Here is a 25371-nt window from a genome sequence, read left to right on the forward strand (position 1 = left end):
CTTTTGTTTACCTTTTGTTCTATCTCCACTTTTACTGTTCAACCTCTATATAGTCTTCCGGTGCTGACGGCTGCTGTCCATTTGACATTGCTTCGGTCCATGCACTTGATAATGTTGTATCTTTAAGCTGCTCAATCTCACATTTCAGATTTATTTTTTTCAAAACAGACATTGTGGTGTCTGTAAGAAGAATCGAGTATTCCTTTTCTTTGTCTATTTTCTTATCATTAACTGTTAAGTCCTTTAACGAAAATCCACTTTCCTCTTGATTGACGATCATTTTCATACCGGATGCAATTGGTAATTCGTATTTATTGGTTACGTAAAAATTCTCATCAGCATCAGCAAGATAATTTTCCACGAGTTCATAAACCTGTTTACCATTGATTTTTGCAACATATAATGGTGTATCTGAACTCTTCGCTGTCATCATGCCAACCCGGCTGCTGGTGCATTCTCCTTTGTACATAGAAGAAGTGAAATAATAATATGGTGCCAGAGCCAGCTGTGCATCATTTTCTTCTCTGATCGTAGTTAAAATGGAAGATGCTGCATCACGGCCATTTCTATCGTTCAGTGAAATGGAATATTCATTTTCAAAATTCACCGTTGCTTTTTCTTCTGGATCTTTACGATTCATTACACTGCGAAAAGTATCATAAGCCTGTATTTCATCCATTTCCCCTGACAGTAATCCGTGAACAGCCTCAAGACTTGCATCAAATGATTTTTGGGCGGAATATCGGATATAAACAGCATTATTATTAATTTCCTCTTCCAGTCCAGGCACATCCTGCATCATGGTTGGAACATCTGTATTCAATGAAATAACACCGCTTCCATCCGCAATCAGCTTTTGCCCCTCTTCTGAAATCATACAATCCAGCACATCCAGCGCAGTATCCAGTTTCTCCCGGTCTTTTTCCAGGTTTTTGTTAAATGCAATGTTTAAGGACGGAGTCATGTACACATAGGATTCATCCGATGTCTGTGAAAAGTAAGGAATACGGATCAGCTCCGCATCCATCTGTTTCTGCAGCTGCTGCATAACCGTCGGATGTCCATGAAACATTGCTGATTTTCCTTCGACAAACATCTGGGTTCCTGTATTGATATCAATATTGATATCTTCTTTACCAAAATGCGAGTCCTTAAGAAACTGACTGGTTTCTGAAAAAATACGTTTCCATAATACATCATCAAACTTTACTTCATCCGCTGCAGTCTCTGCACCGTTTCGCCATTCAATACCATCCAGGCTTGTAAACTCACCGATTGCTGCAGCCTGGATGATTTCATTATTAGACCAGTCTTCACCAAGATCCATGGAATACGGTTTTATGCCATTATCATAAAACTGCTGACATGCCTGTACATATTCCTCATAATTTTCTGGAATCTTTACGCCATACTGATCAAACAGTGTTTTGTTGGCAATGATCGTCTGCGGAATACCACAGATTGGCAGCCACTGGATTTCATCCTCCGCATTCTTATAATATTGCACCGCATAAGAATAATACTTGGAAACAACATCATAAGAAGCAAAATCCATAAGATAAGGCTGTAAGTCCTGTGCATCTGTTCCAGAAAATCGACGTACTGTTATAATATCCGGTAATTCATCATGTTCTTTAAAATAACTGTATAAATCGGTATCATTGTTACCTATAATAAATTCAATATCCTGATCTGGAAACTGTTCATGGATATAGGGTGCAATATTTTTCATCAAACGATTTTCCCACAGATAAACGGTAAGATGATCATCATTTATAGATACTTCTTTCTTTGACTGTCCACATCCAGACAAGACAGCAGATGCTACAAGTACACCTGACACCACTGCTATCAGACAACGTTTTGCCTTTTTCATACTTTTATTTTCCTCATTCTTTCCTGATAAAATCATTATTGTTACGTCTATGAAATAACACCGTAAAAAAGCACCGTCAGACAGACAGTGCACCTCATTTTATGCAACTGGCTGCCATTTTAAAGGCCCTGTAGCTTTGCGTCCCAGACTTTCATCTGGTTTGCCAATTTCCTTATTATAGCTTTAATCTTATGTAAAAAACTGATTTTATTATACTTTAGTGTTCTACTATACACAAGAAAAAAATTAACATTTTAACGTTCAAAAACAAAAAAAGAACAGCCGATACATATACTCGAACTGTTCTCTTACTTCCGAAGTCCACGCAGCATTGACATTACTGTTTCCTGCTCATTTGTACTCAGATCATTCCATATCCCTAGAACTTCTTTCTGTTTTTCTGTCAGATTCTCTGAATTATCTTCTCGAAAAAACTGCGATAATGTCACGCCCAAAGCTACACATATTTTTTCAAGTGTGATCAGCGACGGCAGGTTTTCCTGCTCTGGTTCATATGGTACTTACAATTCCACGTTGTATGTGATAAACTATTATTGTCCATTTAGACTACCTTTACAATCCTTTTTACAGCAAGTATACTTATTATATCGAAAAAATAATATGAAAATATCTGCAGAAATTATTAAGATATTGCCAAAACATAGAAAACAAATCACGGAGATAACAGAAACCACACTTCCCATCAGACAGATCGTCCTGCAGACCGGCTTCAGCCAGCAGTCCTATTTCGGAAAATGTTTCCGTGAAAAAATGAACTGCTCCCCACGGGAATACCGCAAGAACAGAACCGAATGCCGCTTTGTATAAAATGGCATCCGGTTCTGTTCTTTTTATTTCGCTGCGGCACTTGCCCAAAACGCTCTATTTCTTCCCGCAACCCATTTATTTTCTTTCACACAGTAGCTTCCTCTTAAACGAATATCTTCTGAAGAACTTCCGACCTCTACTGCATATCGTCCTTTTTCCACTTTCCAGTGCATATCAATGTCCAGAAAAGCCATTTGATCCGTTTTCACCTCAAAGCATACCGTTTTCTTTTCGCCCTTTCGCAGGTGAATGCGCTTAAAACCTGCCAGTTCTTTTACTGGTCTTGTCAGGCTGGCATATTCATCTCGTAAATAAAGCTGGACAACCTCATCTCCTTCACAGCTTCCCGTGTTCTCAACAGCGCAGGAGATCTGAACCGTATCTGCTGCCTTTTCATTTCCCATCGAGATATGTAAATCCGAATATGTAAATGTTGTATACGACAGTCCGTATCCAAAATAATATCTCGGTCTGTGCGGCATATTCACATAATTGGCAAAACCGATACTGCCGCTCTGATCCCAGGAGGAACCATATGGATGATTGTAATAAACCGGAAGCTGTCCCACTCCATAAGCAACGGTAACCGGAAGTTTTCCTCCCGGATTATATATTCCGGTTAAAATATCAACTACTGCTTCTGCTCCTGTTTCTGATGGACTCCATGCTTCCAGAATAGCATCTAAATATTCCTCTGCAGCATCACTGGAAATCGGTCTTCCATCAAAGTGAACGCCAACCAATGGTTTTCCAAGCTGCGCAGCCTTGCGAATAAATGCATCCTGACATTTTGGAAGGTTAATATCAGTACTGTCAATTCCTTCTCCCATTGATGCCATGGAACACGTTCCGTGCTTACCGCCAAGCGTCAGTATCACAATGTCTGCCTGCTTTGCTGCCTGCAGCGCTTCTTCAAAATGACTTTCGTCGTTTCCTGCAATCGGATAGCCATATGCATATAAAATCTCACTTTCCGGAAAGCGGATTTGGAATTCTTCATACAGATTTCTGCATTGCGGTTTCTGTCTTTTCAGGATCTGATCAAACTGCTCTGTCTCATCAGACTGAATATTGGTTCCCGGAACCGTAATAATCTCATCTGCATCTGCCTGTACAACTCCGCTTACACCTGCAATAGAATTGGCAATCGCATAGGTAGACTCCATCATACACATATGTGTGTATCCACCAAACATTTTTCTGGCATACCCGGCATGCGGTCCGATCACCGCGATTTTTTTCCCTTTTGCCGCAATCGGCAATACGCCGTCATTTTTCAGCAATACCATGGATTCTCTGGCCGACCGCAGGGAAGTGTTCCTGTCTGCTTCCTGCATTACAAGAGCATGAAGCTCTTTTCCTTCCAGCGCATAGGGATTTTCAAATAAGCCCATTCTGAATTTTCCCTCCAGAACCCGCAAAACCGCTGTATCCAAAATATGGATATCCAGTTTTCCACTTGAAAACATCTCTTTTAATTTCTCATTATAGCCAGTACAGGACGGCATCTCGATATCCATTCCCGCATGAAGACACATCGCACCGGCTTCTTCAAATGTTTCTCCAATATGATGTACACTATGCGCATTTCCCACTGCACCGTAATCGCTGATGCACATGCCGTCAAATCCCATTTTTTCCCGAAGCAGTTTCGTAAGCATGTTATGAGAAGCAGATACATCTTCTCCATTCACAGCGCAATAACAAGGCATAATACCTTTCAGATCTGACTCTGTGATTGCTGCCTGGAAAGGTTTTGCAAACACTTCTTCTAAAAGTCGCGTCGGCGTTTCGCTGTGTGTTCCATGAATTCCACCCTGCGAATTATGAAAAGCCACAAAATGTTTTGCCACACTTTCTGCTTTTCTTGAAGCAACTGTATTCTTTTGTATTCCTTTCGTATACGCTGCCCCCATCGCACTTACAAGGGAAGCATCTTCTCCATAACTTTCTCCAAAACGGCCCATACGCGGATCTCTTGCCACATCCAGAACCGGTGCCAGTATATGGGTAATACCACAGGCCGTTTCCTGTCTGCTCACAATTTCTGCAATCTGTTCTTCCAGCTTGGGATCAAAGCTTGCTCCCCTGCCAATCCCAGACGGAAAACTGGTGGAGTCCTGAATGAAGGCCCCGCACAATCCTTCCATATGAAAGATTGCCGGTATTCGATGGGCACTGTTTTCCATCACAATCTTCTGCACTTTTCTCTGCCATGCAGCCACTTCATCAAGTGTCTCCATCCTGCGCATTTCCAGCGTGCTTACTTCTCCCATTCCGTATTTTGTCTCCTGCTGAATTTTTTCAAAGTTATAGGCATCCTGATCAAAAGGAAAAACACAGTTAATCTGTGCCATCTTTTCATCAAGGCTCATTTCTTTGAGCAGAAGAGAGGCTCTTTCTTTGGCACCCAGTGTATGATCCCTATATGATTTCATTTAAATACGCTCCCCTTTCTCAAATAACTTCAGAACATGTAACAATCTTGCAACACTCCTTTCCAGATCTTTTCTGGTAATCCGTCTCTCCTGATAGGCCTGCAAAATCTGCCGGATCACCGGCGGGCCACCCGGCATCACAATATCATTTCCCGCTGCCACAGCATCGCCGCCATCTGCGACAATATCCATATCGCCCCAGTCAGTAACGACAACACCATCAAAGTTCCATTCTTCCCGTAAAATATGCGTACACAAATCTCGATTTCCAGCTGCAAGAACCCCATTAATTTTATTAAACGATGTCATAATAAAGGATACTCCGGCATCTCGAACCAACATTTCAAAAGGTTTCAGATAAAGTTCCCGCAATGCACGTTCCGTAAGGATGGAATCTACCGCATCGTACCGCTTCTTCGCACTTCCTCTTCGATACGTTTCCTGTTCATTCACGGCAAAATGTTTGGGGCAGACGCGGACAGGATGATTTTCCTGAACGCCCTTTGTAATCTGGACCGCACAGATTCCGGTCAGATAAGGATCCTCCGAAAAATATTCAAAATTTCGCCCGCAAAGCGGATTCCGGTGCAGATTGACTGCTGGTGCCAGCCATACGTCAACCGCTTTCTTTTCGCACTCTGCGCCAACCGCATTTCCAAACGCTTCCCACAGTTCTTTATTGAATGCGCAGGAAATCAGCATAGCCGTTGGCCAGGCCCCCGTTCCCACACCTGCCGGTCCATCTTTATAAAAAATGGAATGAATACCTTTTTCTGGCATAGCCGGGGAGACATATCCTTTTGCTCCGACTGGATGATCGTTTTTGGTCAGTGGATTTCCCTGACCATCCAATATAGTTTCCGGCTGTTCCTGTTTGCTGAACGCTGCAAATGGAATTCCAGGTCCATACCCCACACACAATGCAGCCAGCTGTTCGATACTGAAATTTTTTACTTGTTCCATTTCATCCCGTAAAAGATCATATCTTTCCTGCTCTTTTAAACCATCGGTCTCTTCTTTTTTCTTTTCATGCATTCGGACCTTTTTTCGTCCTTCTCTTGCAGATAGTACCTGCAAATGCTCTACATTGCAGTTTTGCACGCAAAGACGATTCACACATTTTTTAATTACGTAATCTTCTCTTATCTGGATTTCTCCTGCAAAAATTGTCTCACGGGATGAATTTCCGATAAAAAACTGATATTTTCCCTTTTCCAGGATATATGATGCAGATGTCTCAACATATCCTGCCAGATCCTGCATGGATATTCGGATCGAAATATTCTGTTTCTCCCCCGGAGCAAGAAGTCTCGTTTTTGCAAAGCCTTTTAATTCTTTTTCCGGTTTTTCCGACTCTGTACCAGAGCAGGACAAATAAAGCTGTATCGTTTCTTTTCCTGCATAATTTCCGGAATTTGTTACCTCCGTAATAAATTCCACCTCTTCTTTTTCCTGTTTCATCTCTTTCGGAAGAATCGTAAACGATGTGTAAGACATTCCATATCCAAAGGGGTACAATACCTGTTTCCGAAAAGTATCAAAATAGCGATACCCCAGATAAATGTCTTCCTGATACACCGTTACCGGGCTTTTCGTATATCCTGTACTTCCATTTGCCTTTGCATCCAGTCCATAATTTTCGTAAGTTAAAATTTCATCTTCCTGTTCTTTATTCCAGGTGAAATTTTCTGCTGTCGGGTAGTCTTTGAAAGACTCTGCCATGGAAAAACTTAATTTGCCAGATGGATTCACAGCCCCCGTCAGAATATCAGCTAATGCTCCGCAGCCTTCTTCGCCCGGAATTCCCAGAAACACCACGGCCTTAATTGCGGAATAGGCGTTCACCCACTGCATATCGATCATTCCATTAATATTCAGTACAACGATCACATGTGGAAAAACACAGCACACCTGTTCCAGCAGTTCTTTTTCGGATTCGGTAAGTTCATAATCACCTTTGATGTGCCTGTCACATTCTTCCCCACCGGAATTCCTTCCCAGCACAAAAACAGCGGTATCGGTAAACTCCCTGGCTTTCTGCATCAGCTGCTCCGGAATGTGATACTCTGTCCACATCGGCTGATATTTTCCAAAGATCTCATACATAAAACCACAGTTCATATTTTCTACATTTGTGATATCAATACCGTCAATCACAAACTTTTCCGATTCGTTTTTTTGATGGCTGGTGTAAAATTGTTTTAACCCTGCTTCTGCACAGATTCCTCTTTTTTCACATTCACATAAGAGATTCTTGTTTGCAAGGGATTTGGATGCTCCCGAACCGTTTCCCGAAAAAATGGTTTCTATCTGTGCCCGTCCCAAAAAAGCCACCTTTTTTTCTTTTAATGGCAAGATCTGCTCTTCATTTTTCAAAAGAACAATTGATTCTTCCACAAGTTCCTGAAAAATACTTTTTTTCATCTCTTTTCCTTTCTTTCTGCTGATGTCTTCCTAAACAAGCCTCTTTTGTCTATTTACGCAATATAACATGGACTTCATGCATTTTTCCATCCTTGAAATCAGGCAGCACAAACCCATCTGCTTTGTCGGACATATCGCAAACTGCTCCATCTGTCTTAATTTCAAGCACTCCTTTTTCCAGATGATCTGGATTTTCGATGATTACATGATAATCAGCACCTCGAAAATGTCTGGTCACTTCTGCCTTTTCCCATTCTTTCGGCAGACACGGATCGATCCGCAGTCCATCGTAATCCCGTTTGATTCCGAGGATTCCTTCGTACACCCCCATCATGCACCACGCAGAAGTTCCCGTTGTCCAGGACTGGTAGGATTTTCCATAATATCCGGGATTGGTAGAATAACAGTTTGTAAAAACATATGGTTCTGCTCCGGATTGCATGGATGGATTTTTATCACTGTCCGGCATAATTTTTTTCAGTGTTTCGAATGCTTTGCTTCCTCTCCCCACCTTGCAGTCCATCAGAATTTTAAACCCTGTAGCATGACAGTATACACCACCATTTTCAAACAATCCTGGCAGCATGCCGGACATTCTCCCTACATTTGGCGAATACTTCTGATACGGCGGAAGATTTAACGGAAATCCAAAATCATGCTCCATGGAATCCACTGCTTTTAATATCTTTGGTAATTTCTCTGCATCTGCAACATCTCCTAAAACAGCCCATGTCTGCGCGTTCAGATAAATTTTGCTTCCTTCGCTGTTTTTGGAACCAATATTCTCCACATCACTTAACGCCCGCATGTACCACGCTCCATCCCATGCATATGCATTAATGCTGTTTCGTAAGATACGATATTCCTCTGCTATTTTTCCGGCATATACCTGATCGCCTTTTTTCTTCAGTAATGCTTCTAATTCCTTCAGTGCCAGGCAGAACTGATGGGAAAGCATTACGGATTCCGCATATTCATCCGTTGTAACATTGAGTGCATCATTCCAGTCCGCAAAATAAATCCGTACCAGTCCATGCTTTCCTTTATCCTGCAGCAATCGATTCACAGCCGCTTTCACATGATCCAGAACAGCCGCCTTCCCTCCATCCTGCCATTCAATCTCCAGATCCAGGATAGAAAAGTCTCCCGTTTCTTTTATCAGCTGGCAGACAGCCCATATGATCCAGAACGGCTGATCGGAATACCGGGTATCATCATAAGGATACCACGTAAGAACTCCATGACCATCCCGAAACTGATGGCGAAGACATTCCAGAATCTCTTTTTTTGCTGTTTCCTGCCGATAGTTTAACAGGCCAACTGCAATCTGAAGATTATCGCGGACTCCTTTTTTCCCGACAATGCAAAAATCTACCTGTTTTTTCACCCAGTTATTCATCATGTGATTGATTTTTTCATCCGGCGTTTCCACGGTCAGCGAACGATATTTTTCCAGATAATGCGTTTCTGCTTTTTCAAGTTCCTTTTCCACAGCTGCAGAATTGGAAAACTTTTCCGATACCGCCCTTGCCTCTTCAAGTGATTCACTGATTCCAAATACAAACTGTAATTCTTTTTCTTCTCCTGGCTGTAGCACAATTTTATGCTGCAGCACACCGCCAAGAATAAAAAGGGCCGCTTTGGAATTTGTACAGTCTTTTCCCTTTACGACAATGTCCGGTCTCTGGAAAAGCGCGCTTGCTGATGCATCCAGCCTTGTTATGGTACTGGTTGTCCCGCAAAATGCTTCCAGATTTCCATCATATGCGTATGCCGGCTCTGATGCTGCCAGAAATGCGTTGTATCTTTTGTGCGGTGCGAAAGGATGTGCGGATCTGCAATATACACCCTTTAACTTTTCATCATAATCTGTTTCCATACAACGATACATTTCATAATATCGCGGATAAGAAAAGCCCTCCAGATAAAAGCTGACTGCTGAAAATATGCTGAGATGGCGCTGTCTTTCCCCTGTATTTTTTATTTTCAAAGTCCACACTTCCTGGTATCCTTCTTCCGGTACAAACAGCCGCCAGGAACTTGCAATATTCTGATAAGAAGACTGGATTCTGGAAGATCCAATGCTGTGTACGCACTGATAATTTTCTACTTCCGTATTTAATGGACCTTCGCCGATATTCCAGCATTCTTTGCTTTTCTCGTCTCTTAGATAGATATATCTTGCATCGTCCTGATTCATCATACACATATCTGCTTTTTCACTGAGGTAATAGCTGCGCCCATGTCCTGTCTGGGAAATCTGCGCACAGTAATGATTTTCATTCCACAGATAATTATACCAGTATCTTGGTGTTCTGGTTTCTGTTATAATGCAGGAATTTCCATCTTCTGAAAATGTATAAGGTTTCTTTTTTTCATTGCATAATGTATCGCTCATTTTCAATTCTCCTTATTTTTAACCTACAGAGCCTGCCACTGGCAGTTTCTGTAAATTGAATGACAACTGCAAAGTCGGTACAGTCTTTCCTGTACCGACCTTGTAGTTTCTCCGTTTATTTTTTCTCTTTTCTCGCAAGTACTTCTTCCCGCATCTTTGGTAATTTTTCTTCCAGATCAAATCTGGTAAAAATCAGGAACATAGCCAGGTTTACAACCAGCGGAAGATAGTTGGAAAATCCATAAATCGAATATCGCATGGAAGCAGTTGCACTTTCCAGCGATGCCTGATATCCGCCAATGGCAAGAAATGCGGATAAGATAACAGATCCAAGGCCGCTTCCCACTTTACTTCCAAATCCTATAGCTCCGCCCGACATTGCAACTAATTTCTTTCCATATTTCCATTCGTTATAATCTACCGTCATTGCTGTTAATACGCCGTACAGACACATCAGTGGAATCTGGATAAAGCTCGCCACAAGGCTGGTTGCTGCATAAACCATAAAGTTTTCCGGAATAAAGCAGCGGATCAGGGATGGAATGGCAGCTCCCATTAACCCAAGCTGAATTGTTTTTGTAACACCCAGCTTCGAAATGATCGGCTTGGAAACCACAAATCCGATTACCGTTGCCAGCATACCTGCCGCTCCTATGACTGCAACAAGATTATCGTTGCCAAAAATCCATTTTGCATAGTATGTACCCGAGGCTGCTGCCACTGCAGCGGTAATATTGGTAATCAAATTGAACAGAAGAACGATCACCCAGTATTTATTCTGCAATAACATTTTTATAGCATCTTTAAATGGAACTGCTTCCTCTTCTTCTGTTTCTGTCGGTGCTGTTTCTGATGCGTTTTCCGATTCGCTTTCAAAATCCGAAGCAAATTTTGCTTTTCTTCCATTGTTGTAGCAGATCAGGAAAAGTAATAAAACGCCAAGTGCAAGCGCAACACCATATTTGATCCATGCACTCTGTGTACCACCCAGCATATTGGTTACCGGAATTGTGATAATAGCAATGATTGTTCCGGCACCGTAGTTTCCGACTGCACGGAACAGCCCCATATTGCTTCGCTCACTCTGGCTGTGAGTACGCACAATCATAACCGCTGAAAACGGTGTGGCAATCATAGTATAAATAACTGCTGTTAAAAGAAGATTGGTAACCAGTACATAAATCAATGCCGCTGTCTGTCCTGCCTGAATCGGGACCGTAAACATCATAATGATGATGACTGCTGCAGGAATCGCCATTTTCAGCATCCAGGAGTAATATTTCTTATTCCCACCTTTGGAGTGGTCAATCATATTTCCCACCAGAACATCCGTCAGTGCATCTATAATCTTAGCGATCATCATCGCAATTCCGACTCCGCCTACCGCCATGCCGACTTTATCTGTATAAAAGTAAGTAAGCTGGCCAACCAGATTGGCCATCACGCCTAACGCTAACTGACCTCCCATATCAGCCATATAATCTCTTTTTCTCATAACTCTTCTTGCCCCGTCTGCATCATAGAGGACTTTTTGTTTCTTTTTTCCCATATCTTTTTCTCCCATCGTTTTTTACAGCCGCTGTTTTATACTTGTATTCTATCAAGTATTTTGTTTCTTTTATTACATATAGCAATTTAATATTATATATTTGGGCATTCTTTTTTTATTTTTAAATTATATTGAACACTTGGAAGATTGCCTGACAGAAGAAAACATACTCCTTTTTCTGTCTCTTTTCCTTCTATTCTTCCAATTTCATTTCCCATTGGATCTAATGCTGTAAGAACGGCCTCCTTAGCTTTTACGTAGATTCTTCCTTCCAGCGTTTCGGCATATAATTTTCCCTGAAAGTGTACTGCAGTAAACGGAAAGCCCATCATCTGTGCACCTTCCTGATACGTTGTCTTGTCCATTCCCGTTGTTCCCATCGCAGTGATCACAAATTCCTCTGCCTGCTCCAGTTTTTCCTTTCCCACTGGAAGAAGTGCCAGCGTAATCCGCTCATTTTCTGACTGGATCTCAATTTTTTCAGACAGCCGCAGACTTTCTGCTGGGCTTCCACTGAAATATCCGCAATACGGTGTATGAATTACGAACCGGGCATGTGCCGGATCAAACACCAGCTCTTTTGTATCAGAAATCAGTTTTCCATCTACCAGACCACATTCCTCCGAAAGTATCTTCCATTCTTTCATTGCCCGGTCAAGAATTGCAGCAAATTCACGATAATCTCCTGTGCCTGCGATTTTCTGAATTTCATCAAAGACAAGTGCCTGTGCTCCCAGATACACGCCTTCTCGTATCTCTTCTGCATTCTTCGCTGCCTGTTTCAGCCTGTTGTGGTCTTTATATTTCCGCCATGCGTCACGATACGGTGACCATGCATAATACACACCGTGTTCTGCCTCCGAGAGATCTGCCCCATTCAAAAATCCTGCGTTCACTGCAACAGCCGCGTCTCCCTGATAGGTATCCCCTCCGTCCAGGAATACATTTCGCATACATGTGATGTAAGGTAAAAAAGTAGTTGGCATTGCGTGCATTTTCGGCAGTGTTTTCAAATCGTTCTGTGTATATACGACATCTACACGGTTTTTAGCCGCCGATACCAGCCCTTTGAGAAATACAGATGCCATAAATCCCCACTGACAGATAACCGCCGGATCATTATATACATCAAAAACACTCCAGATTTCATCGTCCGGCTGATCGTCCGCCTTTTCTGACGTATGATAATTGTATAAAATCAGTCCGTCCCAGTCGTTCAAGCATGCATAGGCAACCGTGTGCACATATGCTGTCGAATGGAAAGGATGTTCCCCATATTCGTTCCACTCACTGAGCATGAAAGGCTTTCCTTTTACAATGGCAACGGAAGCAAGATTTAAAAGTGTTGTTGCCATAGAACCAACTCCTGTCTGCATGGTCAGCGGGTTCGTTGACACATATTCGGCCGGCCCTGCAACCAGATAGGTATTTGCCTCCTGGATCGGAAGCAGCGGGTGATTAAAATAGCTGTTATTTTCCATAAAATCCCCGTCGGTATGGCCATATACATCCGCTGCACCGGCAACCAGATTGCTTGTCACGATCGGAACTTTTACTCCAAGGGAATGAAGATAATCTTTCATATCCTGATAAAAATTACGATTCATCGTAATGCCAAATTCCATAAAATCAGCATAGCGGGCCGGACTTTCATTTTCTTCCCATTTTCCCAAAGGGTCGCATTCCGGCTGATAGAAATTACCTGCGGCTCCCTGCACAGTTCCTTTCTCCGGATCTTCTTCCTCGCCAAGCGCACATTTTCCTTCAAACGTCCATGCTTCTTTCAGACGCTCTCTTGTTCCATATTTCATCAAGAGGAAGCTGTTAAAACGATTTTGTACCTCATCCCGATATGGCTGCATCTCTTCCCGCTGATCCGTTTCCATCGTTCCTTTAATCGCAGAATCTTCATTATTGATCTGAACCGTGATCACCGCCGGATCGTCAATCAGTGCAAGACCTGTATAAGGATTCACATGACAGAGAATCTTTCTGGCATATTCTTTTTGCAGCTCTATCATCCGTTTATTGTACATGGGAAAACGTTTGATGCAGCTTCCCGCATTTCCTGGGTAGTCCAGTCCATCTCCTTCTACAAAATCTCTTGCAACGATAAGATCAATGTGAAGGTAAATACCCCGCTCTTTCAATTTTGCGACAAAATAGTCAAATCGATCCAGACCTTCCGGATGAAATTCTCTCCCGTTTCCTTTTTCATAATCTAAAAGTGGAGCTTCTTTACAGCTGGACCAGCTACGTGGTTCTTCGCTGATTGGGGCATCTGCTGCATGGAGCCGAATCACATTCACGCCCAGGCTCGCAAAACGTTCCGCCAGTTTCTCTGCGGTTTCATGATCCGGGGTATTTGATCTTGCAGCCACATTAAACCCAAGAAATTTTGCCCTTACACCATCTTCAAAATAAAAATGGCCATTCCTTGTCGTTACAAATCCATGTTTTCCAGCTGGTGCATCCAAAAGATAAGAATAATCGAGAACACCTTTATTTGGATTCGTTTTATTAATTTTAATCGGTTGTCTCATGCGTATGATCCGCCTTTCCTTTTTTCTAATCGCACTTTATCAAAAATGAAAGGAAAGATATTACATAAAAACATACAAAATTATATGTTTTCGTATTGTTATTTTTCTTTTTCCATTTTATACTTTAAATTTGGAAGTGAAGGAATCGTGAATTGCTTTGCAGAAACTTTCAAACGAAAATTTGATCCACTGCATCCCACAGATACCAGGAGAATATCATATGAATTATGTTACTTTTTGTAAAAATTACTATGCCGTTACAGGAATTCCTACGAATCTAATTACTGAAGCAGGAGCTATTTACTCTGCTTTATCAGAACAGCTCCACATCTCAACAGAGAGTCCTTATCCGCTTTATCCATCCGATTATAATCCCGAATTTCGTTTTGCATCTCCCGACATTGTATATGGCTCTGTCCAAATTGAAGCTACTGGTGAATATATCATCTTAGGCCCGGTTTTTTCCGTTCCTGTGACAGATGAGCTCGTCCGCAGTTATATGCATGACTCTGCCACGCCTCTGAAGTACAAGGAAGTAATCGCTGAGGCTCTCGCCTCCATTCCCCGGTTATCACATATCCAATTTTGTCAGCATCTTGTTTTCCTGCATCAATGTGTGAACCACAAGGAAATCAGTGTGTTGAAATTATTGGGACAGCGTGCACCCCAGCAATTGCGGCAGAGCCAGCAGCATTTGAAATCCATTACAGAAAATATGGAAAATAAAAAGATGCATAACACTTACCAGTTTGAATGCGAACTTTTTCAGTTTGTTCAAAACGGAAATGTAAATGCTTTGCAGAATTTTTTGAAGAATAATACATTACAATTAGAAGAAGGCAGACTTGCAAAAACCCCGATTCGCCATGCCAAAAATCTTTTTATCGTGACAGCAATCAAAACCGCTGTTCTTGGCGCCATTCCGGGAGGAGTAGATATTGAAAAAACATATCAGCTTCTGGATCTTTATATTCAGGAATGCGAGGCACTGCAGTCACTGGAAAAAATCCAGGCACTGCAATACTCCATGATTCTGGATTTTTGTCAGCAGGCAGGTGAAACCAAAATCCCTGCTGGAATCTCAAGAGAAGTTTATACCTGTATGAATTTTATCCGTACACATACAAACGAATCCATCTCCGTGAATGATGTCGCGGATTCCATTCAGAAAAGTACTTCCTACACGATGAAAAAATTCAAAACTGAGCTCGGCTTTACCATAGGTGCTTTCATTACAAGATGTAAATTAGAAGAAGCTAAAATGCTTTTAACCTACAGTACAAAAAGTCTGGCTGAAATCAGCAGTTATCTCTGCTTTTCCAGCCAACCTCATTTTCAGAGTTTATTCAAAAAACAGTATCATATGACTCCTTTAGAATACCGGAAAAAATCCGGTGTAATGGATACTATACGGCTTTAGTTTATCCTTTCCAGAGGCCCATTACAAAAACCTCACCTGCCGTTTTATCTTTTGTATGAAAACAGCCGATGAGGTTTTTGCTAAGAATGAACATCAGTGCAGATGATAAACCAGTTTCACAAACGCCGGATCATCATGGTTTACAATTTCACTGTGTCCGAGATGTTTGTAAAACAGAACATAAAAAAAGCTTTCAATCCTTGTTTCAATCCCTCTGAGTTCATCATACAATCTGTCGTTTCACCCCTTATTTTCTGACATTTCTGTGGAAATATACTTTTTTCTTCCTCCTTCATTGCGAATCTTTCCGGGAAATGCTATAATAGCCAAAGTTGAAAGCGCGAAATCCGAAGCATTTGCAAGCTGCTTCGGAAAAAAAGACCATCCCCCGGACAAAAAGAGAGGGGATATGTCCATCCTACGGGACATAAGAAAGGAGTTATTCTATGCCTTATGATGACGTACAAAAATTTTCAGAGGCAGCCGTAAACAAAGCAAGGCTGCTGAAAGAACACCCGGGGAAATACTTTCTCCGTGCAGTCATGGCCGGTTTCTTTATCGTGGTTGCCATGATTTTCTCCAACGTGGTAGGCAATACGTTCCAGAGTACAGATCCTGCCTGGGGAAAACTGCTTGGCGGTATTGTGTTTGCCATTGCGGTTCTGCTGATCGTTTTTATCGGTGCAGAGCTTTTCACCGGAAACAATCTTGTTATGGCATTTGGGGCCTATGACAAAAAAGTCTCCTGGGCACAGGTTGGAAAAGTATGGCTGGTAAGCTACATCGGAAACTTTGTCGGATGCCTGATTCTCTCCGTAATTTTCGTACTGGCAGGTGCTTCCGGTACTGCCGATTATTACGCAGGATTTATTGGAAATAAACTTTCCATTCCTGCCGGAGAAATGTTTTTCCGTGCCATTCTCTGCAACTTCTTCGTCTGCCTTGCCGTTGCCTGCGGCATGAAATGCAAAAATGAAGTTGCGAAATTTTTCATGATCATACTTTGTATCTCCGGATTCGTTGTTGCCGGTTTCGAACACTGCATTGCCAATATGGCAACCTTCGTTACCGCCGCACTTCTCGTTCCGGGCGGCATCTCTCTTACCGCCGCGCTGAAAAGTATGGTAATTGTAACTATCGGAAATATGATCGGAGGCGGACTGCTCCTTGCCTGGCCGCTTCGAATGATGAGTGCAGATAAATGACAAAATCCTTATACATTGCGGAGAAACCGAGCGTCGCTCAGGAATTCGCAAAAGCATTAAAACAGAATATGCAGCGCAGGGACGGGTATCTGGAGTCGGAAACTTCCATCGTAACCTGGTGCGTCGGCCACCTGGTTACGATGAGCTACCCGGAAAAATACGATCCTGCGTTAAAAAGGTGGAGTCTTGAGACCCTGCCTTTTTTGCCTGAAAACTTTAAATATGAAGTAATCCCGGAAGTAAAAAAGCAGTTCAACATCGTGAGCGGCCTGCTCCACCGGGAAGATATCGAAACCATTTATGTCTGTACCGACTCCGGGCGCGAGGGAGAATATATCTACCGCCTCGTCGCACAGATGGCCGGTATCAAAGACAAGAAGCAGAAACGTGTCTGGATTGATTCACAGACAGAAGAAGAAATCCTGCGCGGCATCCGCGAAGCGAAGGATGAAAGCGAATACGACAATCTCTCAGCTTCCGCTTATCTCCGTGCCAAAGAAGATTACCTGATGGGCATTAACTTTTCCCGTCTTCTCTCGTTAAAATACGGAAACGCCGTCGCATCGTATCTCGGCACCAAATACCAGTCCATCTCTGTCGGCCGTGTCATGACATGCGTGCTCGGCATGGTCGTGCGCCGCGAACGCGAAATCCGCAGTTTCGTAAAAACACCGTTCTACCGTGTCATCGCCGGTCTTTCTTTTAACGGGCGGAATTTCGAAGGCGAATGGCGTGCCGTTAAAGGAAGCCGCTATTTTAACTCGCCGCTTCTCTATAAGGAGAATGGATTCCAGAAAAAAGAAGACGCACAGAAGCTGATTGACGAATTAAAAGCACAGAACCCTCTGATCCCGCGCGTTCTGAAAATGGAGCGGAAAAAAGAGAATAAAAATGCGCCGCTGCTCTACAACCTTGCGGAGCTGCAGAACGACTGTGCCCGCTTCTTCAAAATCAGCCCGGATGAAACGCTGAAAGTCGTCCAGGAGCTTTACGAGAAAAAGCTGGTTACCTATCCGCGTACCGACGCCCGTGTGCTTTCTTCTGCCGTTGCAAAGGAAATCAGCAAGAACCTGCGCGGCCTGCAGCAGTACAACATCTGCCGCGGTCTTGCGGATGAAATTTTACAGGGCGAGAGCTGGAAAAAGATCGGTTCCACCCGTTATACGAATGATAAACAGATCACTGACCACTACGCAATCATTCCGACCGGACAGGGCCTTGGCAATCTGCGGAATCTTTCGGAGCTTTCCGCCAAAGTATACGAAACGATTGTCCGCCGTTTTCTTAGCATCTTCTATCCATCGGCCGTCTATCAGAAGGTCGTGCTTGTGACGGAAATCGGCGGCGAACAGTTCTTTTCCAACTTCCGTGTCCTCGTGGAGGAGGGCTACTTAAAAGCAATGCACTACTCCTTCTTCCGTAAAAAGGATGAGGACGAGGACGGAAAAAAGGACGAGGAAACAACGTGCGATCCCGCATTTCTTGTCGCGCTGTCCCAGTTAAAGAAAGGCAGTGAACTGAACCTGCTCGGCCTTTCAATGAAAGAGGGCGAAACCTCCCCGCCGAAGCGCTATACTTCCGGTTCCATGATCCTTGCGATGGAGAATGCCGGACAGCTCATCGAAGATGAGGAGCTGCGTGAGCAGATCAAGGGAAGCGGCATCGGAACGAGTGCAACGCGTGCGGAGATCTTAAAAAAGCTTGTCTTTATCAAGTATCTCGCGCTGAACAAAAAGACACAGGTCATCACACCAACGCAGCTCGGTGAAATGATCTATGACGTCGTCCACCAGTCCATCCGCCCGCTTCTGAACCCGGAGCTGACAGCAAGCTGGGAAAAGGGACTCACCTATGTGGCGGAGGGATCCATTACCTCTGAGGAATATATGGGAAAACTGGAAAACTTTGTAACACGCCACACCGTGAATGTAAAGCAGATGCGGAACCAGTTCCAGTTAAAGAGCAGTTTTGATGCGTCCGCGCCGTACTATAAAAAAGCCTCTTCCACACGTTCCGGTGCCGGAAAAAGCACGTCTTCAAGAAGCTCTTCTGCAAAGTCTTCTTTGAACAGAAAAAAGACCGCACAGAACACTTGAAATGTGGTAAGATAAACAGGAACAGAAAAAAGAAAGGATGAATCACTCATGAAAGATGCAACCATTTCTGAACTTTATGATTTAACCCAGACCATTGCCGCAAAAATCTTTGAAGGCAAAACGTATCCATGGGAAGTGCTTCCGCTCATCAAGGACTTTATTCTTGAACTCGGCGAGACGCTTGATCCGGCAGAATACGAAAAACGCGGTGAAAATATCTGGATCGCAAAAGATGCCAGTATCGCACCGACCGCTTCCATCAACGGCCCATGCATCATCGGAAAAGGCGCGGAGATCCGCCAGTGTGCTTTTATCCGCGGAAATGCCATCGTCGGCGAGGGCGCTGTCGTTGGTAACTCCACCGAGCTGAAAAATGTCATTCTCTTTAATAAAGTACAGGTTCCGCACTACAATTACGTCGGTGACTCTGTTCTTGGCTACAAAGCGCACATGGGTGCCGGTTCCATTACTTCCAATGTAAAGTCCGACAAGAAGCTTGTCGTTGTCAAAAGCGCCGATGAGCAGATCGAAACCGGACTGAAAAAATTCGGTGCGATGCTCGGCGATGAAGTTGAGGTCGGCTGTAACAGCGTATTGAACCCGGGAACGGTTGTCGGAAGAAATTCCAACATTTATCCACTCTCCTGTGTTCGCGGCGTGATCCCGTCAGGTCATATTTTTAAGAATGCGAAAGAAATTGTCAAAAAATCTGATAATTAAAAAAAATCTCTTTTATCGAGAGAAAACCAAACCGATTGATTTAAAAGACCGCCGGAAATTTTATCGTTTTCCGGTGGTCTTTGCAATTTTTTATCAAAATATGCTGGACGAATGACCAATTTTGTGAGACAATAACCATAGGTCTGTGAACAGGCTGGAAACAGTCCGTTCGAAAGACAAAAGCTCAAATAAGTACATATTTGAAAGGAGTTTAACAATGACTTATTCACACGAAGTAGAAATGATGTGTCCGGTTGCCCAGGGCGTGCATCACGGTGCAGCTCCGATTCCGGAGGAAGCAAAATGGGTAAAAGCAAAAGAAATCAAAGACATTTCCGGATTCACTCACGGTATTGGCTGGTGCGCACCGCAGCAGGGTACCTGCAAGCTGACTCTGAACGTAAAAGAGGGCGTTATCCAGGAAGCTCTCGTTGAGACCATCGGATGTTCAGGAATGACTCATTCTGCAGCTATGGCATCTGAGATTCTGCCAGGACTTACCATCCTTGAGGCACTGAATACTGACCTTGTGTGTGATGCTATCAATACTGCTATGAGAGAGCTCTTCCTGCAGATCGTTTACGGAAGAAGCCAGAGTGCATTCTCCGAGGACGGACTGGTTGTAGGCGCAGGCCTGGAAGACCTTGGTAAAGGACTTCGTTCCCAGGTTGGTACCATGTACGGAACTCTTGCAAAAGGACCTCGTTACCTGGAGATGACCGACGGTTATGTAACAGGTATCGCTCTGGATGCAGATGATGAGATTATCGGTTACAAATTCATCAACTTCGGAAAGATGATGGACTTCATCAAAGCCGGCGATGATGCAAACACAGCTTTCGAAAAAGCAAGCGGACAGTACGGACGTGTTGCTGATGCTGTTAAGATCGTTGACCCGAGAAAAGAGTAATCAGATAATTTAGGAGGATAGGAAAATGGCTTTATTTGAATCATATGAAAGAAGAGAGAAACAGATTCTGGCTAAGCTTGCTGAGTACGGAATCAACTCCATCGAAGAAGCTGCAGAAGTTACAAAAGCTGCTGGCCTTGATGTATACAAAATGATCGAAGGCATTCAGCCAATCTGCTTCGAGAATGCAAAATGGGCTTACACTGTAGGCGCAGCAATCGCAATCAAAAAAGGATGCCGCAAAGCTTCTGAAGCTGCTGCAGCAATCGGTGAGGGACTTCAGTCCTTCTGTATCCCGGGTTCTGTAGCAGATCAGCGTAAAGTTGGTCTTGGCCATGGTAACCTTGGTAAAATGCTTCTGGAAGAGGACACCGAGTGCTTCGCATTCCTGGCTGGACATGAGTCCTTCGCAGCTGCTGAGGGTGCTATCGGTATCGCTGAAAAAGCAAACAAAGTACGTCAGAAACCTCTGCGTGTTATCCTGAACGGTCTTGGAAAAGACGCTGCTCAGATCATCGCTCGTATCAACGGCTTTACTTATGTAGAGACTGAGTATGACTACTACACCGGAGAACTGAAAGAAGTATTCAGAAAAGCATACTCCGATGGACCGCGTGCGAAAGTTAACTGCTACGGCGCTAACGACGTTCGCGAAGGCGTTGCTATCATGTGGAAAGAGAACGTTGACGTTTCCATCACCGGAAACTCCACCAACCCGACTCGTTTCCAGCATCCAGTTGCAGGTACCTACAAAAAAGAGCGTATCGAAGCTGGTAAAAAATACTTCTCCGTTGCTTCCGGCGGTGGTACAGGACGTACTCTTCACCCGGACAACATGGCAGCAGGTCCTGCTTCCTACGGTATGACCGATACTATGGGACGTATGCATTCTGACGCTCAGTTTGCAGGTTCTTCTTCTGTACCGGCTCACGTAGAAATGATGGGTCTGATCGGCGCAGGAAACAACCCAATGGTTGGTATGACTGTTGCTGTAGCTGTTGCTGTTGAAGAGGCAGCAAAAGCTGGCAAATTCTAAGATTAGCCAAACCTTGCGTAAATAAAATTATTTGAGCAAAAAAGAAGCGCCGCGGGAATTTTCCCGTATGGCGCTTCTTTTTTGCTGCTTTCGATATCCTGCAAAGTTGGGCGTGCAGATTGCAGGAACGATGTTTCAAACACATGCTATATTCTTTTGATCCATGCACAAAAAACGCCTCTGAACCCAAAACGTTTCAGAGGCGTTTTTTATATCATTCTAAGCATTATTTTGCAGCGATAAACTTCTTTGCAACCAGTGTCTCTGCACAAAGTACTGCTCCGCCTGCTGCGCCGCGGACCGTGTTGTGGGACAGACCTACGAATTTCCAGTCGTAGATGGAATCCTCTCTTAAACGGCCTACGTTGATTCCCATACCGTTCTCGTAGTTGACATCCAGTGTTACCTGCGGACGGTTATCTTCTGTCATGTAACGGATGAACTGTTTCGGTGCGCTTGGCAGATTCAGCTCCTGCGGAAGGCCTTTGAAGTTCTCCAGTTTTTCGATCAGCTGCTCTTTCGTCGGTTTCTTGCGGAATTTTACGAAAACAGCTGCGGTGTGTCCGTTTAATACCGGAACACGGATACACTGACAGGTGATCTTCGGCTCAGTTGCTTTTACGATCACGCCGTTTTCAATTTTACCCCAGATACGAAGCGGCTCCTGCTCGCTCTTCTCTTCTTCTCCGCCGATGAACGGGATGATGTTGCCTTCCATCTCCGGCCAGTCTTTGAAGGTTTTTCCTGCTCCGGAAATTGCCTGGTATGTGGTTGCAACCACTTCATATGGCTCGAACTCTTTCCATGCCGTTAATACCGGTGCATAGCTCTGGATTGAACAGTTCGGTTTTACAGCGATAAAGCCTCTCTTGGTTCCCAGACGTTTTTTCTGAAACTCGATAACATCGAAGTGCTCCGGGTTGATTTCCGGAACTACCATCGGAACATCCGGTGTCCAGCGGTGTGCGCTGTTGTTGGAAACAACCGGTGTCTCGGTCTTTGCATATGCTTCTTCAATCGCTTTGATCTCATCTTTCGACATATCAACAGCGGAAAATACAAAATCTACGGTAGATGCCACATGCTCTACATCATTTACATTCATCACAACGAGCTTTTTCACTGCTTCCGGCATTGGAGTATCCATTTTCCAGCGTCCGCCGACTGCTTCCTCATATGTTTTTCCGGCACTTCTCGGACTTGCTGCCAGGGTCACAACTTCAAACCACGGATGGTTCTCCAGCAGAGAAATAAATCTCTGTCCTACCATACCGGTTGCTCCTAAAATTCCTACTCTCAATTTCTGCTCCATTGGTTTCATCTCCTTGTTCTTCTGTGGCGTACATTTGTGCGTCTCATGTCATACTATACCAATTTTTTCAAAATTGCAACTGTTTTTTCAATTTTCCTGTAAATATTTTTTATTCTGCTCGATGACAGCCTGCATCGCATCTGCTCCCGGCGCACCGATCGTGTTGCGTCGTTCTACGCAGTTCTTCATGCTGATGGCATCATAAATATCATCCTCGAAGACCGGGCTGATCGCTTTGTACTCTTCGAGTTTCATATCATCAAGGGAGATTCCTTTGTCAATGCAGTACAGAACGAGACGGCCGACAATGCCATGTGCATCGCGGAACGGAACGCCTTTTCCAACAAGGTAATCAGCTGCGTCCGTTGCATTCGTGAAACCGTTCTTTGCACTGTTCTCCATGCGGTCTTTTTTGAAGTACATGGTAGAAAGCATGCCATTGAACAGAGCCAGGCATCCTTTTACGGTGTCGATGGCATCGAAGGTCAGCTCTTTATCCTCCTGCATATCTTTGTTGTACGCCAGCGGGATTCCCTTCATAGTGGTGAGCATTGACATCAGAGCTGCGTAAACGCGGCCTGTTTTTCCTCGAACAAGCTCTGCGATATCCGGATTCTTTTTCTGCGGCATGATACTGCTTCCGGTGCTGTATGCGTCGTCGATGTCCACAAACTGGTACTCATTGGTATTCCAGATGATAATCTCCTCGGAGAAGCGGGAAAGATGCATCATAATCGTAGAAAGAGCACTGAGGAGCTCAATGACATAGTCACGGTCGGATACGGAATCCATGCTGTTTAAGGTCGGGCCGTCAAAGCCGAGCAGCTCTGCTGTGTAAGCGCGGTCCAACGGATACGTCGTTCCAGCCAGCGCACCGGAACCGAGCGGACAGTAATTCATTCTCTTGTAGATGTCTGCAAGGCGGCCTCTGTCGCGGCGGAACATTTCAAAATATGCGCCCATGTGATGTGCCAGTGTGATCGGCTGTGCTTTCTGCAGATGGGTGAATCCCGGCATATAGGTGTGAATGTTCTCTTCCATGATTTTTTCAAGTGTTACCAGCACCTCTTTGACGAGTGCATCAATCTCGGTGATCTCATCGCGGACATAAAGTTTCATATCGAGGGCTACCTGGTCATTGCGGCTTCTTCCGGTGTGCAGCTTCTTTCCGGCGTCTCCGATGCGGTCGATCAGGTTTGCCTCCACGAAGCTGTGGATATCCTCATATTCGCTGGTGATTTCCAGTTTTCCGCTCTCCACATCGGCAAGAATCCCCTCCAGTCCTGCAAGAATCTGGTCTCTCTCCTCTTCTGTCAGGATGCCCTGTTTTGCCAGCATCTTTACATGTGCCATGCTGCCTTTGATGTCCTGTTTATAGAATTTCTGATCAAAGCTGATGGATGCATTAAAATTATACACTAACTTGTCGGTCTCTTTTGTGAACCGTCCGCCCCATAACTGTGCCATTTTCATTCCTCTTTTCCTGTAAGTTTTTTAAATTATCATGCATTATTATACAAGCATCCAACCTTCCTTTGCAAGTCAAATCACCTACTTTCCCGAATTTCGGCGTTTTGTGTAGTTTTTTTCCAGCCAGCCCAAGATGCCGTACAATCCTGCCGCAACGAGGCAGAGAATCAGGATGGACAGGATTACCCAGTCAAGTCTGAACAGATTTGCCCACCTTTTTGCGGCAGAGACGCTCGTCAGCCGCCCGATTTGCCGCTATCCAGAGCTCTTCAGAGACGATAGCAGGAATTTTCCCCGCATAGACGTACTGCCCGCCCGGCGGTGTAGGGAGCGTTTTTCCGGTGTTAAAATCGTAATGCTTCCTGTTCATGACTACGGTGCCTTTATTCATGGGATTCCGCACCATGCGGATAATGTCTGTTCCAGAGAATGGTTTTCCGGCGCGGCTGCGGACGCCCTCCGCTGCCAGAACCGCCGCAATTTTCCGTCCGCCGAGACCGTCTGCACAGAGTTCGTACATACGGCGCTTCACTGCGGCCTCCTCCGGGATGATCTCAATCGCTCCGTCTGCCGTCCGCCGGTAACCATAACTTTTTGAGGTCAGCACCGGCTTTCCATTATTCTGCTGCCGTTTCTGGTGCGCCAGATTCATCTTCTTGCTCAGCTCCCGGCTGTACTCCTCCGCCAGAATCGCCTTAATGCCGGTCAGAAGCGCGTCTTCCGGCGAATAGAATGTGTTCTCCAGATAAAAATACAGCCGCTTTCCGGCGCAGTTTAAGCGGTCTGCGAACAGATACCAGTCCCGCGTGTTCCGCATCAGGCGGTCCTGCGACTTGATTACGACGACATCAAACCTGTTCTGCTCGAGATCCTCGTACAGGCGGTTATATTCCCATCTGCCCTTCCGGCTCGTACCGGAGCGGCTCTCCACGTAGGCATCCACAAGCCTCCATCCTCTTGCCCGGATTGCCTCTTCCGCCTCCGCCGCCTGCCTTACCAGCGCATCCTTCTGATTTTCCTCCTCGGTGCTGCACCTTGCATAATAAACCGCACGCAGCTTCTCCTCTTCCATCTCCTGTCTCACTTTCCAGATGCTTCTCTTTACTATATAGAAAAAAGGACCGGAAAGTTCCGACCCTCTTTTTG

General features: G+C 44.3%; 17 protein-coding genes and 1 riboswitch. Of the genes, 8 read left to right on the forward strand and 9 right to left on the reverse strand.

The genetic code is table 11. The features are described from left to right. Positions 1–31 precede the first annotated feature (31 nt). Positions 32–1876, reverse strand: coding sequence for an ABC transporter substrate-binding protein (locus PGS38_RS15215; RefSeq protein WP_118594529.1), 1845 nt, complete (start codon positions 1874–1876; stop codon positions 32–34). Positions 1877–1975: 99 nt separating this feature from the next. Next, positions 1976–2051, reverse strand: a riboswitch (cyclic di-GMP riboswitch). Between the two features lie 446 nt (positions 2052–2497). On the opposite strand from PGS38_RS15215, the gene PGS38_RS17870 reads away from it, so the two are divergent. Continuing rightward, positions 2498–2704, forward strand: a complete 207-nt coding sequence (locus PGS38_RS17870) for a helix-turn-helix domain-containing protein (RefSeq protein ID WP_118594530.1) — start codon at positions 2498–2500, stop codon at positions 2702–2704. 23 nt (positions 2705–2727) lie between these two features. Here PGS38_RS17870 and PGS38_RS15220 read toward each other — a convergent pair whose 3' ends face one another. The 5 genes from PGS38_RS15220 to PGS38_RS15240 form a co-directional block, all read right to left on the reverse strand. Beyond that, a complete protein-coding gene (locus PGS38_RS15220; protein ID WP_117510211.1) occupies positions 2728–5142 on the reverse strand; it encodes a glycoside hydrolase family 3 N-terminal domain-containing protein in 2415 nt (804 codons plus the stop codon). Continuing rightward, positions 5143–7566, reverse strand: coding sequence for a glycoside hydrolase family 3 protein (locus PGS38_RS15225; protein ID WP_118641139.1), 2424 nt, complete (start codon positions 7564–7566; stop codon positions 5143–5145). It abuts the gene before it with no gap. Positions 7567–7615: 49 nt separating this feature from the next. Then, positions 7616–9964 carry a GH36-type glycosyl hydrolase domain-containing protein gene (locus PGS38_RS15230; RefSeq protein WP_118594532.1) on the reverse strand — a complete coding sequence of 783 codons (2349 nt, stop codon included), beginning with the start codon at positions 9962–9964 and terminating at the stop codon, positions 7616–7618. A 115-nt stretch (positions 9965–10079) separates the two neighbouring features. After that, on the reverse strand, positions 10080–11513 hold the full coding sequence (locus tag PGS38_RS15235) for an MFS transporter (protein ID WP_022463024.1): 1434 nt from the start codon (positions 11511–11513) through the stop codon (positions 10080–10082). Between the two features lie 92 nt (positions 11514–11605). Continuing rightward, positions 11606–14056, reverse strand: a complete 2451-nt coding sequence (locus tag PGS38_RS15240) for a beta-galactosidase (protein ID WP_117510213.1) — start codon at positions 14054–14056, stop codon at positions 11606–11608. A 220-nt stretch (positions 14057–14276) separates the two neighbouring features. Between PGS38_RS15240 and PGS38_RS15245 the strand changes: the two genes are divergently transcribed. The 7 genes from PGS38_RS15245 (at position 14277) to PGS38_RS17875 (ending at position 21603) form a co-directional block, all read left to right on the forward strand. After that, a complete protein-coding gene (locus PGS38_RS15245; RefSeq protein ID WP_022463022.1) occupies positions 14277–15476 on the forward strand; it encodes a helix-turn-helix domain-containing protein in 1200 nt (399 codons plus the stop codon). Between the two features lie 446 nt (positions 15477–15922). Then, entirely contained in the window at positions 15923–16681 is a 759-nt protein-coding gene (locus PGS38_RS15250) for a formate/nitrite transporter family protein (protein ID WP_118594533.1), read from the forward strand. Beyond that, positions 16678–18777, forward strand: coding sequence for a DNA topoisomerase (locus PGS38_RS15255; RefSeq protein ID WP_118594534.1), 2100 nt, complete (start codon positions 16678–16680; stop codon positions 18775–18777). Before PGS38_RS15250 ends, PGS38_RS15255 begins: the two co-directional genes overlap by 4 nt. Positions 18778–18825: 48 nt before the next feature. Continuing rightward, complete coding sequence (locus PGS38_RS15260) at positions 18826–19497, forward strand: acyltransferase (protein WP_118594535.1); 672 nt, start codon at positions 18826–18828, stop codon at positions 19495–19497. A gap of 217 nt (positions 19498–19714) precedes the next feature. Beyond that, on the forward strand, positions 19715–20407 hold the full coding sequence (locus tag PGS38_RS15265) for an iron-sulfur cluster assembly scaffold protein (RefSeq protein WP_022463018.1): 693 nt from the start codon (positions 19715–19717) through the stop codon (positions 20405–20407). 25 nt (positions 20408–20432) lie between these two features. Beyond that, positions 20433–21443 (forward strand): GGGtGRT protein, encoded by a 1011-nt coding sequence (locus PGS38_RS15270; protein WP_022463017.1) that lies wholly within the window; start codon positions 20433–20435, stop codon positions 21441–21443. 67 nt (positions 21444–21510) lie between these two features. Then, a complete protein-coding gene (locus PGS38_RS17875; RefSeq protein ID WP_369123061.1) occupies positions 21511–21603 on the forward strand; it encodes a DUF6783 domain-containing protein in 93 nt (30 codons plus the stop codon). Positions 21604–21669: 66 nt separating this feature from the next. Here the strand turns inward: PGS38_RS17875 and asd are convergent, their stop codons facing one another. The 3 genes from asd to PGS38_RS15285 all read right to left on the reverse strand — a co-directional run bounded on the left by asd (position 21670) and on the right by PGS38_RS15285 (position 25309). Beyond that, positions 21670–22755 carry an aspartate-semialdehyde dehydrogenase gene (asd, locus tag PGS38_RS15275; protein WP_022463016.1) on the reverse strand — a complete coding sequence of 362 codons (1086 nt, stop codon included), beginning with the start codon at positions 22753–22755 and terminating at the stop codon, positions 21670–21672. An 87-nt stretch (positions 22756–22842) separates the two neighbouring features. After that, positions 22843–24222, reverse strand: coding sequence for an argininosuccinate lyase (gene argH, locus PGS38_RS15280; RefSeq protein WP_118594579.1), 1380 nt, complete (start codon positions 24220–24222; stop codon positions 22843–22845). A gap of 193 nt (positions 24223–24415) precedes the next feature. Next, a complete protein-coding gene (locus PGS38_RS15285) occupies positions 24416–25309 on the reverse strand; it encodes a recombinase family protein (RefSeq protein WP_147398226.1) in 894 nt (297 codons plus the stop codon). Positions 25310–25371 lie beyond the last annotated feature (62 nt).

Source organism: Fusicatenibacter saccharivorans (assembly GCF_027667425.1).
Taxonomy (GTDB): domain Bacteria; phylum Bacillota; class Clostridia; order Lachnospirales; family Lachnospiraceae; genus Fusicatenibacter; species Fusicatenibacter saccharivorans.